Below are 14299 nucleotides of genomic sequence, written 5' to 3' on the forward strand. Positions count from 1 at the left end.
CCCCCCCCCCCCCCCCCCCCCCCCCCCCCCCCCCCCCCCCCCCCCCCCCCCCCCCCCCCCCCCTCGGCCGTTGACCGCGGTGGGTGACCTGGATCACACTGCCTGTGTTGTGCCATGCGCACGACGTCTCGCCCAGCGCAACGACGAAGGGGACAGACCATGGCGACGACCACACCGCAACGCGTCGAGCAGGACCCGTCCGAGCACCATCCCCCGCACCGGCCCGTCGACCGCGTGGTCTTCGGCGTCGCCGCGGCCCTCGCCCTGGTCTTCCTCGTGTACGGGGCGGTCGACAACGAGGGGTTCGGCGACACCACGACCGCCACTCTCGGCTGGATCACCGACAACTTCGGGTGGTTCTTCGTCCTGACCAGCGGCGCCTTCCTCGTCTTCAGCGTCTTCCTCGCGGTGACCCGCTACGGCAACATCAAGCTCGGGCCGGACGACTCCGTGCCGGAGTTCAGCACCTTCTCGTGGGTCTCGATGATGTTCGCGACCGGCATGGGCATCGGCCTGATGTTCTACGGCGTCGCCGAGCCGCTGACCCACCTCAACACCCCGCCGCTGGGCCTCGCCGAGCCGGGCAGCGACGAGGCGGCCCACCTCGCGATGGAGTACACGTTCTTCCACTGGGGCTTCCACCCGTGGGCCATGTACGCCGTCATCGGCCTGACCATCGCGTACTTCGCCTACCGCAAGGGCAGCGGCAACCTCATCAGCGCCGCCTTCCGCCCGCTCATCGGTCGGCACGCCGACGGCCCCGCGGGCAAGGGCATCGACACCCTCGCCATCCTCGCGACGCTGTTCGGCTCGGCCACCTCGCTCGGCCTCGGCGCCCTCCAGATCACCGGCGGGCTGGCCAACGTCTTCGGGCAGAGCGGCTACGGGACCACCGCTGCCGCCCTGGTCATCGGCGTCCTGACCCTCTGCTTCGTCATCTCCGCGGTGAGCGGCATCGACAAGGGCATCAAGTGGCTCTCCAACGCCAACGCGATCGCCGCGGCCCTGCTGGTCCTCTTCCTCTTCGTCGTCGGCCCGACGGTCTTCATCCTCTCCACCTTCACCGAGTCGATCGGCGGGTACCTGACCCATCTGCCGACGATGAGCTTCCGCACCGGCGTCTTCGGCGGCAGCGAGTGGCTCAACGGCTGGACGATCTTCTACTGGGCCTGGTGGGTCTCGTGGACCCCCTTCGTCGGGATGTTCATCGCCCGCATCTCCAAGGGCCGCACCATCCGCCAGTTCGTCGTCTTCGTCATCGCCATCCCCTCGCTCGTGTCCTTCGTCTGGTTCTCGATCCTCGGCGGCTCGGCCTTCGACCTGCAGCTGACCCAGGGCAAGGACATGAAGGCGCTCGTCGACGCGGGGCTGGAGACGACGCTCTTCGACACGCTGCGCTCCTTCCCCCTCTCGACGGTGACGGTCGTGCTCGCGGTGTTCCTCATCGCGATCTTCTTCGTCACCGGGGCCGACTCCGCGTCGATCGTCATGGGGATGCTCAGCCAGAACGGCGACGAGGAGCCCCGGCGCGGCCTCGTCGTCTTCTGGGGCGTCGCGACCGGCGCGATCGCCGTCGTCCTGCTCTTCGCCGGCGGCCTGAGCGCGCTGCAGACGGGCGTGATCATCATCGGCTTCCCGTTCCTCGTCGTGCTCATCGGGCTCTGCTTCTCGCTGTGGAAGTCGCTGCGCCAGGAGACCTTCGAGTCCACCCTGCGGGGTCCGATGCGCCGGCACCTGCGCGAGCACCCGGGGCAGCCCGTCGGCGAGCGTCCGGTCGTCGAGCCGGCCCGCACCGACGGCTGACCCCACGCCGCTGCCGACCACCCGTCCCGGTGCCGGACGGGTGGTTGGCAGCGGCGGGCGGGTCTGCCATGCTGGGACCTCGCGTTGCACGATGAGCATCGCGTTGCGTATGACGCACCAGAAGGCACCGCCCGGAAGGACCGACCGATGGCCGCTCTCCCCTCCTCCGCCCGCTGCGTCGTCATCGGCGCGGGGATCGTCGGGAACTCGCTCGCGTACCACCTCGCCGAGCTGGGATGGACCGACATCGTCCAGCTCGACAAGGGGCCGCTGCCCAACCCCGGCGGCTCCACGGGGCACGCGAGCAACTTCATCTTCCCCGTCGACCACTCCCGCGAGTTCGCCGACATCACCCTCGACTCCGTGCGCCAGTACAAGGAGCTCGACGTCTTCACCGAGTCCGGTGGCTACGAGGTCGCGCGCACCGAGGAGCGGATGGAGGAGCTGCGCCGCCGGATGAGCAGCGCCAAGGCGTGGGGCATCCCCGCCGAGCTGGTCACCCCCGAGCAGGTCGCCGAGAAGGTCCCCTTCCTCGACAAGGACGTCATCATCGGCGCCGCGTGGTTCCCGACCGTCGGCGTCGTCGACAGCCTCCGGGCCGGCACGATCATGCGCGAGCGCGCCGTCGAGAAGGGCGCGCTCACCACGGTGCCGAACGTCGAGGTCACCGGCATGGTCGTCGAGGGCGGCCGGATCCGCGCCGTCGAGACCAACCAGGGCACCATCGAGGCCGAGACCGTCGTCATCGCCTGCGGTGTCTGGAGCCCGAAGATCGCCCGGATGGCCGGCGCCCACATCCCGCTGACGCCCGCCGTGCACCAGATGATCTCGGTCGGCCCCTGCGAGGTGCTCGCCGAGCGCCCGGGCGAGATCAGCTACCCGATCGTGCGCGACATGGACACCTTCTGCTACGAGCGCCAGCACGGCTCGGACATGGAGGTCGGCTCCTACGCCCACCGCGCCATCCTCTGGGACCCCGAGGACATCCCCTCCATCGAGCAGAGCAAGCTCTCCCCCACCGAGCTGCCCTTCACCGAGGACGACTTCGACCCCCAGCTCGAGCAGGCCCTCGAGCTGATGCCCGAGCTGCTCGGCGACGAGCGCGCCGAGATCCGCTACGCCATCAACGGCCTGCTGTCGCTGACCCCCGACGGCTACCCGATCCTCGGCGAGACCCCCGAGGTCAAGGGCCTGTGGTCCGCGGCCGCGGTCTGGATCAAGGAGGGCCCCGGCACTGCGCGGGCCGTCGCCGAGTGGATGACGCACGGCAACCCCGAGATCGACCTGGGGCACAGCGACATCGCGCGCTTCCACCCGCACCAGAAGACGCGGGCGCACGTGAAGGCCCGCACCGGTGAGTCGTTCATCAAGACCTACGGCATCGTCCACCCGTCCGAGCAGTACGCGAGCAACCGCAACGTGCGGCTGGCCCCGATGCACGAGTCCCAGAAGGAGCTCGGGGCGGTCTTCTACGAGACCGCCGGCTGGGAGCGCCCGCACTGGTACACCTCGAACGCCGGTCTGGTCGAGAAGTTCGGCCCCGAGCAGACCATGCCGCGCGAGCACGAGTGGGACGCCCGCTGGTGGAGCCCGATCATCAACGCCGAGCACCTGCAGATGCGCGAGACCGCCGGGATGGTCGACCTCTCCGCGTTCGCGATCTTCGACGTCGTCGGGCCGAGGGCGCTCGAGGCCGTGCAGCGGATCATCGTCGCGCAGGCCGACGTCCGGATCGGCCGGGTCGTCTACACCCCCGTGCTCGACGAGACCGGTGGCTTCCGCTCCGACCTCACCGTCATGCGGCTGGCCCACGACCGCTTCCGCGTCGTCACCGGCGGCGCCCACGGCATGGCCGACAAGAAGTGGTTCTCCGACCGGATGCCCGAGGACGGTGGCGCCGTCGTCGTCGACCTCACCTCGGCGTGGACGACCATCGGCGTCTGGGGCCCCAAGGCCCGCGAGATCGTCGAGTCGGTCACGAGCGCCGACATGACGCACGCCGGGTTCCCGTTCGGCACCTGCCGCGAGATCGAGGTCGGCGTGCTGTCGGTGCTCGCGTCGCGCATCTCCTACGTCGGCGAGTACGGCTGGGAGCTCTACGTCCCCATCGAGTCCGGAGCAGCCCTCTGGGACAAGCTCCTCGAGGCCGGGCGCCCGCTCGGGATGGTCCCCGTCGGCATCGGCGTCTACGGCACCACCGGCCGCATCGAGAAGGGCTACCGCGCCTACGGCTACGAGCTCGACACCGAGCGCACGCTGATGGAGACCGGCATGTCGCGGCCGAAGTGGAAGGAGCAGGACTTCATCGGGAAGGACGCCGTCGTCGCCCAGGCCGGCGAGGCACCCAAGGCCGTGCTCTGCTCGCTGACCGTCGACGACCACACCTCCGCCAGCGGCGTGAAGCGCTACATGCTCGGCGGCGAGCCCATCCTCACCCGTGAGGGCGGCACGCTGACCGACGGCCACGGCCACCACCCGTACGTCACCACGGCCGGCTCGGCCCCGAGCCTCGGCAAGCACGTGCTCATGGCCTTCCTGCCGCCGGAGGAGGCCACGCTCGGGAACGGGCTCGCCGTGTCGTACATGGAGGAGCTGTACCCGGTCACCGTCGCCGCCGTCGACGCGACGCCGCTCTTCGACCCCGAGAACGCCCGCATCCGGGGGCTCGCGTGACCAACGTCCTCGTCTGCGTCAAGCGCGTCCCCGACCCCACCGGCGAGGTGGTGCTCACGGCCGACGGCCTGCGCGTCGACGGCCGGTTCGCCGGCTACACGACCAGCGCCCACGAGGAGGCCGCCGTGGCGCTGGCCGTCCAGCTCGCGGAGCCGTCGGGCGGCACCGTCACGGTGCTGTCGGTGGGTTCCGAGGACAGCATCGAGCAGATCCGCTCCGGCATCGCGGTCGGCGCGACCGACGGCATCCTCGTCGAGGCCGACGCCGACCTGCTCGGCCCGGCCGACGTGGCGTCGGCGATCGCCGACGCGGTGCGTTCCCGGTCCGAGGCGGGCACGGAGTACGGCCTCGTCCTGCTGGGCAACGACGCCGCCGACACCGGCGACTTCCAGGTCGGGGTCCGGCTGGCCTACAACCTCGACCGGCCCGTCGTCGCGGGCGTCCAGACCGTGGAGGTCGAGGGCGAGCAGGCCACGCTGCGTGCCGAGGGCCCGGAGGGCACCGAGGTCTACGAGGTGGCGCTGCCCGCCGTGGCCACCGTGCTCGAGGGCGGCGTCGCGCCGAAGTACCCCAGCGTCATGGGGCGGATGCGGGCCAAGAAGGCCGCCGTCGAGACGATGGCCTGGGCCGGCGCGGCGTCGGCCGCCGGGTCCGGTCGGGCGTCCCTGACGGTGCCCGAGCCCCCGCCGAGCGAGGTGACCGTCATCGGCGAAGGACCCTCTGCCGCACCGGGTCTCGTCGCGGTGCTGCGCGAGCTGAAGGTCGTGGTGGGATGAGCGTCGTCGTCCTGGTCGAGCTCGAGGAGGGGCGTGCGTCCCTCGTCTCGCGCGAGACCCTCACCTTCGCCCGCTCGCTGGGTGCGGGCGACCTGCACGCCGTCGTCGTCGGCGAGGCCGGTGCCGCGCTCGTCGAGGACTGCCGCGAGGCCGGCGTCGCCGTCGTCCACGAGGCCGTCGATCCATCCCTCGAGCGGTACGCCGCGGCGGCCTGGGCGGCGGTCGTGGAGGCCGCCGGGCGCGCCGCCCGCGCGAACGTCGTGCTCGCCCCCGGCACCGGTCGCGGCATGGAGGTGCTGGCCCACGTGGCCGCCCGCCGGGGCCTGCGGATGGCCGCCAACGTCGTCGCCGTCGAGTCGCTGGACCCTCTCGTCGTCCAGCGCCAGGTCGTCGGCGGCGCGGCGCTCGAGCGGGCCACCGTCGACAGCCGGGTGCGCCTGATGACGATGGCCGGCCACGCGGTCGACCCGAAGCCGGCCGACGCCGCGGGGGCCGCCACCGTGCAGCGCCTCGCGGTCACGGTCGACCCGAAGGACCTGCGCGCGCAGGTGGCGCGCGTCGAGAAGCGCGAGCAGGCCGACACCTCCGGACTCACCGGCGCGCGGGTCGTGGTCGGTGCCGGCCGGGGGGCCGGAGGACCGGACGGCTTCGCGGCCGTCGACGCCCTGGCCGCCCGGCTCGGCGGGGCGGTCGGCGTCTCGCGCGTGGTCACCTCGCTCGGCTGGCGGCCGCACCACGAGCAGGTCGGGCAGACCGGCTCGCGCATCGCCCCCGACCTCTACCTCGCGTGCGGCATCTCGGGCTCGATCCAGCACTGGGCGGGCTGCGCGTCGAGCCGGACGATCATCGCCGTCAACACCGACCCGGACGCGCCGATGGTCACCAAGGCCGACTACGCCGTGATCGGCGACATGCACGAGGTGCTGCCCGCGGTGCTCGAGGAGCTCGGCTGACCGGGCCCTGCCCCTCAGTCCTCGAGCGCGGCCCAGTCGGCCTTCTCGGGGCCCGCCGCCTGCCCCTCGGGGCAGTGCGCCCGCAGGTCGCACCAGCCGCAGAGCGGGCCGGTGACGGCGGGGAACATCGAGGACTCCGCCCCGTGCCGCGCGAAGTCGGCGTCCGCCCGGCGGGCGTCGCGCATGATCGAGCGCGCCCGCTCGACGTGCCGGCCGATGGACTCGCCCGTGTGCTCGTGCGCCGCGAGGGTGCCCGACGGCACGTGGTGCAGCTCGACGCGGCGCACCGGCCGGCGGAACATCTTCCAGACGGCGGCGGCGTAGAGGGCCAGCGGCAGCGAGGTGCGGGCGTCGTCGTCGGTGGGCACCTGCCGCGAGGTCTTGTAGTCGACGACCACGAGCTCGCCGCCGCGGTCGTCGAGGCGGTCGATGCGGCCCTGGATGCGCAGGTCGTCGCTGACGAAGGACACCGTGCGCTCGATGCCGACGGGGCGCGGCGTGGGCCCGGCCGCCTCGAGGTAGCCGGTGACGGCCTCGCGCATCCGCTGCCGGAAGCGGCGGGACTGCTCTCCGTCGCGGAAGCCGACGTCGATCCAGGCCTTCTCGACCAGCCGTCCGCCGGCCTCCGGGGTGGGCGCCGGAAGGTCCCAGAAGTCGCGCAGCGCGTTGTGCACGGCGATACCGAGCGAGGTGTGTGCGCGCTGCGGGCGGGCCGGCGGGCGCGGCCGGTCGAGGTACTGCATCCGGTAGCGCCGCGGGCAGTCGAGGAAGGCGAGCAGCTTGCTGGGGCTGCCGCCCCAGAGCGGCTCGGGCATGCCGGGGAAGGCCGCCTGCTGCGGCTGCGCCTGCTCCCCCGTCGTGCTCACGCCCCCGACCGTAGCCGCTCCCCCCGACGCCCCCGGGTGGCCGTCCCCAGGACGCGCCGACGGGTGACACACTGAGCCCGCCATGGCCATCTCCTCCTTCGACCTCTTCTCCGTCGGCATCGGGCCCTCGAGCTCGCACACCGTCGGACCCATGAGGGCCGCCCACACGTTCGTCACCGGCCTGCGCGAGGCGGGGCTGCTCGACCAGGTGGGGCGGGTGCGCGCCGAGCTCTTCGGCTCCCTCGGCGCCACCGGCCACGGGCACGGCTCGGTCAAGGCCGTCCTCCTCGGCCTCGAGGGCGAGGCGCCCGAGAGCACCGACCCCCGCGCCGCCGAGGACCGCGTCGACGAGGTGCGCGCCGCCCGCGTGCTGCACCTCGGGGGCGTCCGCGACGTCCTCTGCGACCCCGACACCGACGTCGTCCTGCACCGGCGCGCCACGCTGCCGTTCCACTCGAACGGGATGCGTTTCACGGCGTGGGCCTCGGCCGAGCCGGCCGAGGGCGAGCAGCCGCTGCGCACCCGTGAGTACTACTCCGTCGGCGGTGGGTTCGTCCTCGACCAGGACGAGATCGGGCAGAACGAGATCGTCCCCGACCACACCCCGGTCAAGTACCCCTTCACCACCGGCGCCCAGCTGCTCGCCCAGTGCGACGAGAGCGGCCTCCCGGTCAGCGGCGTCATGCTCGCCAACGAGCTCTCCTGGCGCACCGAGGCCGAGGTCCGCTCCGGGCTGCTGCACCTCTGGGAGGTGATGCAGGAGTGCGTCGACAACGGCTGCCGCACCGACGGCGTCCTGCCCGGCGGCCTGCGGGTGCAGCGCCGCGCGCCCCGGCTGGTGCGCCAGCTGCGCCGCGAGCACGCCGGCGACCCGCTCGCCGCGATGGACTGGGTCACCCTCTACGCGCTGGCCGTCAACGAGGAGAACGCCTCGGGCGGGCGCATCGTCACGGCCCCCACGAACGGCGCGGCGGGCATCATCCCGGCCGTCCTGCACTACTACACGCGCTTCGTCCCGGGTGCCGACGACGACGGCGTCGTCCGCTTCCTGCTCACCGCCGCCGCCATCGGGACGCTCTACAAGGAGAACGCCTCGATCTCGGGTGCCGAGGTCGGCTGCCAGGGCGAGGTCGGCTCGGCCTGCTCGATGGCCGCCGGCGCGCTCGCCGAGGTGCTCGGCGGCACGCCCCGCCAGGTCGAGAACGCCGCGGAGATCGGGATCGAGCACAACCTCGGCCTCACCTGCGACCCCGTCGGCGGGCTGGTGCAGATCCCCTGCATCGAGCGCAACGCGGTCGCCTCGGTCAAGGCCATCACCGCCGCCCGGCTCTCGCTGCGCGGCGACGGCCGCAGCGCCGTCGTCTCGCTCGACAAGGCGATCAAGACGATGCGCGACACCGGCCGCGACATGAAGGTCAAGTACAAGGAGACCGCGCGGGGCGGCCTGGCCGTCAACGTCATCGAGTGCTGAGGCCGGGCCGCCCCGTCCCTCAGCCCGTGGGGGCGCCGGCGGCCAGGGCCCGCACGTCGGCGGTGGTCATCGGCTGACCGCCGATGCCCCACTCGCCGCTGGGCACCTCCTCCACGACGCACCACGTGACCGGGCGCAGGTTCTCCCCCGCGACCGAGACCATCGCGTCGGTGACCCGGCGCACGACCTCCTGCTTCTGCTCCGGGGTGAAGACCCCGGCGATGACCTTGACGTCGATGAACGGCATGACGACCTCCTGTGCTGGTTGCTGTGTTCGGTGGCCGCGCTCAGGCGCGGACGGGGGCGGGCACGACGGTGACCCGCGGCTGGGTCCGGGCCGTCGTCGTCTCGTCGACGGCGAACCGGCGGGCCTGCAGCCCGGCGAAGTGCGGGTTCTCGGCCACCCCACGGGCGAGCGCGGAGCCGAGGAAGCCGTCGGCGGAGGCGGCGTCGGCGAAGAGGTAGAACCCGCCCCGGTGGGGGCCCTCCTCGTCCTGGAGCCAGACCTTGGTGAGCAGGCCCGGCAGGGCCTCGAACGAGGGAGCGAGCTCGGCGGCGACGCCGGCGTACTCCTCGGCGGACATGTCGAGCAGGTCGAAGGTGATGACGACGGCGTGCACGGGAACCTCCTGGGGGTGGGACGGGCTGACCCCCACGACGCTAGGGACGCCGGCCCGGGCCCCTCATCGGGCGATCACGTCGTCCCGGTGACCCGGATGCCCCATCGGCTCGGGTCGGCCCCGCTCAGCCCGCGGTCAACCCGTTCTCGGCCGCGATGCGCGAGGCCTCGGCCCGGCTGCGGATGCCGAGCTTGTCGAAGATGTTCGACAGGTGGCGGCTGGCCGTCTTCTCGCTGATGAACAGCAGGCCGCCGATCTCGCGGTTGGTGCGGCCGGTGGCGACGAGCCGGAGCACCTCGAGCTCGCGGCTGGACAGGCCGGCGACCGTGCCGGCCGGCGCCGCGTCACCGGGTGCCGGGGCAGCCGCCTCGGACCCCACGAGCCGGGCGAGCCAGCCGTCGACGCTGCCCGGGCCGAAGTCGAGCCGGACCGGCTGCACGGGCCCCCCGCCGAGGTCGACGGCGTCGCCGACCGGCCCGAACCCGAGCGGGACGAAGACGGGTCCGAGGCGCCCGAGGTCGCCGACGACGGAGTAGATGCGCCGCAGCCGGGGGCGCTGCTGCATGTAGACCCGCTTGACGTCGAGCCAGCAGGCGGAGACGGCCGGGGAGCGCAGCTCGCCGGAGTCGCGGCCGAGCCAGCGCCGCATCAGCAGGACCGTTCCGTCCGGCGGCACCGGGTCCTCGCGCAGGTGGGCCGCCCACTCCGCTGCCACCGGGTCGGTCTGCAGGAGAACGGGGTCCGCCTCGTCGAGCGGGATGATCTGGACGAAGGCCTCGACCTCGCCGCCGGCCCCGCGGGCGACCGAGAACGACCCGGGATGCCTGTCCCACCACTGCTCGAGCAGCCGCCGCGCGGCCTCCGGCTCGTGCCGGGCCGTGATGTCGAGGACGGCCGTGCGGTCCTGCGGGCCCGCCGCCTCGACCCAGTGCTCCGGCCGCGCGCTCGGGAAGCAGGCGTCGCGCAGCACGGGGTTCTCGACGAGGAACATCAGGTCGGCGGTGTGCTGCCACGAGTCGCTCCCGGCACCCCGCGCCGTGAGGTGCTCCAGGGCCCGTCGGCGGTAGGTGCGCCGGCGCTCGGGGTCGCGGACGGCGAGGTCCTGCCCGACCGTGTCGCGCACGACGTCGTGGAGGAGCAGGCCGTCGCCGGCGGCCTCCACGAAGGGCAGGTCGCGCAGGAGGTCGAAGCGGTCGTCGGCGCCGCCGAGCACCGCCGCGAGCAGCGGCTGGGTCACCCGTCGGACGGTGGAGGCGGCCTCGACGGCCTCGACAACAGGTCCCGACAGGTCGCCGAGGAAGGCCTCGAGGAGCCCCGCCGGCGCGCTCGGCCCGTCACGGTCGCCCGCGGGGTCGGCGCGCACCGACGCAGCCGCCAGCTCGAGGGCGAGGGGGTGCCCACGAGCGAAGTCCGCTGCGCGGGAGGCCTGCTCGGCGTCGAGCCCTCGTGAGCGCAGCAGCGCGTCCGCATCGTCGGGCTCGAGCGCACCGAGCGGCAGCTCAGTGACGAGCCCGCCCCATCCCGGGGCGGAGTACCAGGCCGCGGCCGGCCGGTCGCGGCCGGCGAGGACGGTCAGGGTGCTCGCCGGCATGGCCGGGAGGAAGCGGGTGCGCAACCAGGCGTCGAGCAGGCCGAGCACCTCGTAGGTGTCGACGACGAGGACCGTGCGCCGGCCGTCGAGCGCGCGGGCGAGGGTGGCCGGTGTCGGCGCGGGGTCGGCGATGCCCAGGGCCCCTCCGACCGCCCGGCAGAAGCCCTCCGGGGTGGGCTCGACGTCACGGCCGTCGAGGTGGACGCACCGGACGTCGGCCGGCATCGCGGCCAGCGCGCGGCGGACGAGGCTGCTCTTGCCGATGCCGCCCGGACCGTGGACGACGGCGACGAGGAACGGCGGGTCGGTGGCGCGCACCGCCCCGACGAGGACGTCGAGCTCGCGGCGCCGGCCGACGAACTCGCGCGCGGCGGACTCACGGACCCGGTCGGCGATCGTGGACACGGCCGGCCACCTCCCAACACCTCAGGACGCCTGAGGGCACCGACGGTACCGCCGCCCGACGGGCCCGAGGAAGGCCTGCGGGGGGTAGCGTCGCGGCCGTGGGCCGGATGAACTACCTCGTCGAGGGGGTCTCGACCAGTGGCAAGACCTCGGTGTGCCACGAGCTGCGACGACGCGGGTTCCACGCCGTCAACGGCGACACCGACCTCGCCTACCAGGGCGACCCGGTGACCGGGGAGCCCTGGGCGGGCGAGCCTTCGCACCGGACTCACGTGTGGGACCTCGACGCGGTGCGCCGGCTCGTCGCGGACGACACCGAGCCGGTGACCTTCCTCTGCGGGGGCTCGCGCAACCACGCGCGGTTCGTCGGCCTCCTCGACGGCGTCTTCGTGCTCGAGGTCGACGCCGCGACCCTCCACGAGCGCCTCGACGCCCGGCCGGCCGACGAGTTCGGCGCGCAGCCGGAGGAGCGCGCGCTCGTCGAGCACCTGCACCGCACCGGCGAGGACGTCCCGACCGGCGTGCGCATCGATGCGACGGCGCCGCTCGACGAGGTCGTCGACACGATCCTCGGTCACGTGTCGCGCGAGAGCCGCAGGTAGGCCAGGGCCGCACGCACCCGGCGGTTCTCACTCTCGTCGGCCGCGAGGTCGAAGGCCCGGAAGACCGCCGCGACGTGCGTCTCGACGGTCTTGGTCGACAGGTACAGGCGCTCGGCGATCCCGGCGTTCGAGCGGCCCTCGGCGAGCAGCGCCAGGACCTCCCGCTCGCGCGCGGTGAGCCGCTCGAGCGGTGCCGCGGCCCGCCGGCCCGCGAGGACCGCCCCGACGACCTGCGTGTCCAGGGCCACCCCACCGGCGGCCACCCGGTCGAGCGCGTCGGTCACGGTCGCCACGTCGTCGACCCGGTCCTTGAGGAGGTAGCCGACCCCCGACGGCACCCCCGCGAGCAGCCGGGCGGCCGACACCTCGTCGACGCTCGTCGAGAGCACGAGGACCCCCAGGGAGGGGTGCCGCTCGCGCAGCTCCAGCGCCGCGCGGATGCCCTCGTCGGTGAACGACGGCGGGAGCCGGACGTCGACGACCGCCGCGTCCGGCCCGGTGGTGGCGACCGCGGCCGCGAGGGCGGGCACCGTGCCGACGGCCGCGAGCACCTCGACCCCGACCGCCTCGAGGAGTAGGCGCAGGCCCTCGCGGAAGATGCCGGAGTCGTCGGCCACCACGACGCGCACCCCTCACCCCCACGTCCGGGCCGGCGGCCCCAGCGGTACCCACACCTCGACGACCGTCCCGGTCCGGCTGTGCGCGAACGAGACCCGGCCGCCCAGCGCCTCGACGCGGTCACGCACGTGCACGACGCCGCCCGCGACGCCGGGCGCCGGAGGCATCTGCTCGACGAGCAGTCGCACGCCCGCGCCGGTGTCGGCGCCGGGTGCCGTCGCCTCGGCCGCCACCCCGACCCGCCGCGGGTCGCCGTGGCGCAGGGCGTTGGTGACGAGCTCGGCGGCGGCGTAGTAGAGGGCCGCCTCGACGTCGGGGTCGGGGCGGGGCGCGGCGGCGAGGACGGGGCCGACCTCGACGGAGACCCGGTGGTCGGCGGCTTCGAGCCGCGGGAGGGCGTACGGCAGACCGCCCTGACTGAGCACCGTCGGGTGGAGGCCGCGGGCGATGCCGCGGACCTCGGACATCGTCTCCGCCACCTGCCCCCGGGCGTCGGCGAGCACGGCGTCGCGTTCCTGCGGGTCCTCGGTGAGCCGGGCCCGGGCCAGCGTCGCCGAGACGGTCAGCAGGTGCTGCTGGACCCCGTCGTGCAGGTCGCGCTCCAGCCGGCGGCGCTCGGCGAGCGCGGCCTCGACCACCCGACCCCGTGAGGCCCGCAGCTCGGTGAGGTGAGCCGTGCGCTCCAGCGCCAGGCGGCTGCGGTCGAGGGCGACCGAGGCCTCGGAGAGGACCCGGTCCACGGTCGCCCGCTCGGCGGCCGAACCCACCCGCACGTCGACGAGCACGGCCGGCCCCTCGTCGTCCGCGAGGAGGACGTAGCGCTCGCCGTCGAGGTCGTCCGGCAGCGGGGCCTGCGACCCGGTCGACGTGTGCCGCCCGGCACCGTCGGCCCACCCGCCGGGCACGCGCAGGTGCAGCCGCAGGTGCTCGTCCTCGAGCGCGGCCCGCAGGGTCGCCTCGATGCCCGCCGGGTCACCCTCGGCCCGCAGCAGCGCCTCGACGAGGCGGCCCCGCCGCTGCGCCGACCACACGGCGACCGCGAGGATGACGAGGGGCGCCACTGTGAGCAGGACCAGGGACAGGTCGAGGAGCGCGTCGTAGGGTGCGGCCGGACCCAGCCACCCGAGGCCGGCCAGCTGCAGCACCAGGACGGCCGAGGCCAGGACGACACCCGCCGCGGCGACGGCCCGCGTCGGCCGGCGCCGGGGCCCGGAGGCGCGCCGCCACCGACCCACGAGGAGCACGGTCACGAGCACCATCGCGGCGGCGATCAGGACGGACTCGACCCGCATCACCGCGTAGAGGCGCTCGGCGGAGGCCCAGGGCCCGCTGACCCACTGGATGGGGACCGCGCCGGGGCCGCCGAAGGCGGGGTCCCAGAGGGTGGACCAGAGCACCCGCGCGCCGACCACGCCGGCGAGGCCGAGCGACAGGCGCCGGGCCGCCGCCGTCTCGAACCCGGGCGACGGGTACACGAGGAAGAGCGGCACGAGGGCGGCGACCGGCCACCAGGTGGTGCACCAGCCGGCCATCGTCCACCAGCCGCCCCAGCCGGCCTCGCTCACGCCGTTCAGCCCGCTCACGGCGAGGGAGGCGGCGGCCGCCGCGAGCAGGGCCGCGCTCGAGCGCTGGGTCGGCTCGCGCGCCACGACGAGGGCGCTGACGAGCATCGCCGTGAAGGCCAGGCCGTTGGCCCACCCGTCCGTGCCGACCAGGTGGAGCCGGAGCGCGACGAGGACGGTGCACGCCACGAGGACGGCGCCGACCCCGGCGGTGACCCGGGCCGGGAGCCGCTGCTCGACCCGACCGGGGAGCTCCCGCATGGGCACCAGTGTGGCGCGGGGCCACCGCGACGTCACGAGGGAAAACCCCGAGGCGTCGCCGGGTCCGCCCCGAGGCGCCGGGCCCCGGTGGGCGGCGA

12 protein-coding genes are annotated in these 14299 nt (G+C 74.2%); 6 read left to right on the forward strand and 6 right to left on the reverse strand.

Going from position 1 to position 14299, the window contains the following annotated elements:
* Positions 1–159: 159 nt before the first annotated feature.
* The 4 genes from ACQZ2A_RS16985 (at position 160) to ACQZ2A_RS17000 (ending at position 6205) form a co-directional block, all read left to right on the forward strand.
* Entirely contained in the window at positions 160–1803 is a 1644-nt protein-coding gene (locus tag ACQZ2A_RS16985) for a BCCT family transporter (protein ID WP_430213511.1), read from the forward strand.
* Between the two features lie 147 nt (positions 1804–1950).
* Complete coding sequence (locus tag ACQZ2A_RS16990; protein ID WP_430213512.1) at positions 1951–4476, forward strand: GcvT family protein; 2526 nt, start codon at positions 1951–1953, stop codon at positions 4474–4476.
* Positions 4473–5252: an electron transfer flavoprotein subunit beta/FixA family protein gene (locus ACQZ2A_RS16995; protein WP_430213514.1), complete on the forward strand. Its 780-nt coding sequence runs from the start codon at positions 4473–4475 to the stop codon at positions 5250–5252. Before ACQZ2A_RS16990 ends, ACQZ2A_RS16995 begins: the two co-directional genes overlap by 4 nt.
* Positions 5249–6205, forward strand: a complete 957-nt coding sequence (locus tag ACQZ2A_RS17000) for an electron transfer flavoprotein subunit alpha/FixB family protein (RefSeq protein WP_430213516.1) — start codon at positions 5249–5251, stop codon at positions 6203–6205. Before ACQZ2A_RS16995 ends, ACQZ2A_RS17000 begins: the two co-directional genes overlap by 4 nt.
* A gap of 14 nt (positions 6206–6219) precedes the next feature.
* On the opposite strand, the gene ACQZ2A_RS17005 is transcribed toward ACQZ2A_RS17000, so the two are convergent.
* Positions 6220–7071, reverse strand: coding sequence for a RecB family exonuclease (locus ACQZ2A_RS17005; RefSeq protein ID WP_430213518.1), 852 nt, complete (start codon positions 7069–7071; stop codon positions 6220–6222).
* Positions 7072–7153: 82 nt separating this feature from the next.
* Between ACQZ2A_RS17005 and ACQZ2A_RS17010 the strand changes: the two genes are divergently transcribed.
* Entirely contained in the window at positions 7154–8542 is a 1389-nt protein-coding gene (locus tag ACQZ2A_RS17010) for an L-serine ammonia-lyase (protein ID WP_430213519.1), read from the forward strand.
* A 19-nt stretch (positions 8543–8561) separates the two neighbouring features.
* Here ACQZ2A_RS17010 and ACQZ2A_RS17015 read toward each other — a convergent pair whose 3' ends face one another.
* From ACQZ2A_RS17015 to ACQZ2A_RS17025, 3 genes are all read right to left on the reverse strand, one after another.
* Entirely contained in the window at positions 8562–8789 is a 228-nt protein-coding gene (locus ACQZ2A_RS17015; protein WP_430213521.1) for a tautomerase family protein, read from the reverse strand.
* Between the two features lie 40 nt (positions 8790–8829).
* Positions 8830–9162 (reverse strand): YdhR family protein, encoded by a 333-nt coding sequence (locus ACQZ2A_RS17020; protein WP_430213523.1) that lies wholly within the window; start codon positions 9160–9162, stop codon positions 8830–8832.
* 124 nt (positions 9163–9286) lie between these two features.
* Entirely contained in the window at positions 9287–11158 is a 1872-nt protein-coding gene (locus ACQZ2A_RS17025) for a LuxR C-terminal-related transcriptional regulator (protein ID WP_430213525.1), read from the reverse strand.
* Positions 11159–11265: 107 nt separating this feature from the next.
* Between ACQZ2A_RS17025 and ACQZ2A_RS17030 the strand changes: the two genes are divergently transcribed.
* Positions 11266–11760, forward strand: a complete 495-nt coding sequence (locus ACQZ2A_RS17030; protein WP_430213614.1) for an AAA family ATPase — start codon at positions 11266–11268, stop codon at positions 11758–11760.
* Here the strand turns inward: ACQZ2A_RS17030 and ACQZ2A_RS17035 are convergent.
* Entirely contained in the window at positions 11733–12389 is a 657-nt protein-coding gene (locus ACQZ2A_RS17035) for a LuxR C-terminal-related transcriptional regulator (protein WP_430213527.1), read from the reverse strand. The two genes, ACQZ2A_RS17030 and ACQZ2A_RS17035, sit on opposite strands and share 28 nt — an antisense overlap.
* A gap of 3 nt (positions 12390–12392) precedes the next feature.
* Positions 12393–14201: a sensor histidine kinase gene (locus ACQZ2A_RS17040; RefSeq protein WP_430213529.1), complete on the reverse strand. Its 1809-nt coding sequence runs from the start codon at positions 14199–14201 to the stop codon at positions 12393–12395.
* Positions 14202–14299 lie beyond the last annotated feature (98 nt).

Source organism: Phycicoccus avicenniae (genome assembly GCF_050496545.1).
Lineage (GTDB): Bacteria > Actinomycetota > Actinomycetes > Actinomycetales > Dermatophilaceae > Phycicoccus > Phycicoccus avicenniae_A.

What these genes read in the sequence shown, in the direction of transcription:
- ACQZ2A_RS17010 (WP_430213519.1), top strand. Translation starts at nt 7,154, where the DNA reads ATGGCCATCTCCTCCTTCGACCTCTTCTCCGTCGGCATCGGGCCCTCG.
- ACQZ2A_RS16985 (WP_430213511.1), top strand. Translation starts at nt 160, where the DNA reads ATGGCGACGACCACACCGCAACGCGTCGAGCAGGACCCGTCCGAGCAC.
- ACQZ2A_RS17030 (WP_430213614.1), top strand. Translation starts at nt 11,266, where the DNA reads ATGAACTACCTCGTCGAGGGGGTCTCGACCAGTGGCAAGACCTCGGTG.
- ACQZ2A_RS17000 (WP_430213516.1), top strand. Translation starts at nt 5,249, where the DNA reads ATGAGCGTCGTCGTCCTGGTCGAGCTCGAGGAGGGGCGTGCGTCCCTC.
- ACQZ2A_RS17040 (WP_430213529.1), bottom strand. Translation starts at nt 14,201, where the DNA reads ATGCGGGAGCTCCCCGGTCGGGTCGAGCAGCGGCTCCCGGCCCGGGTC.
- ACQZ2A_RS16990 (WP_430213512.1), top strand. Translation starts at nt 1,951, where the DNA reads ATGGCCGCTCTCCCCTCCTCCGCCCGCTGCGTCGTCATCGGCGCGGGG.
- ACQZ2A_RS17015 (WP_430213521.1), bottom strand. Translation starts at nt 8,789, where the DNA reads ATGCCGTTCATCGACGTCAAGGTCATCGCCGGGGTCTTCACCCCGGAG.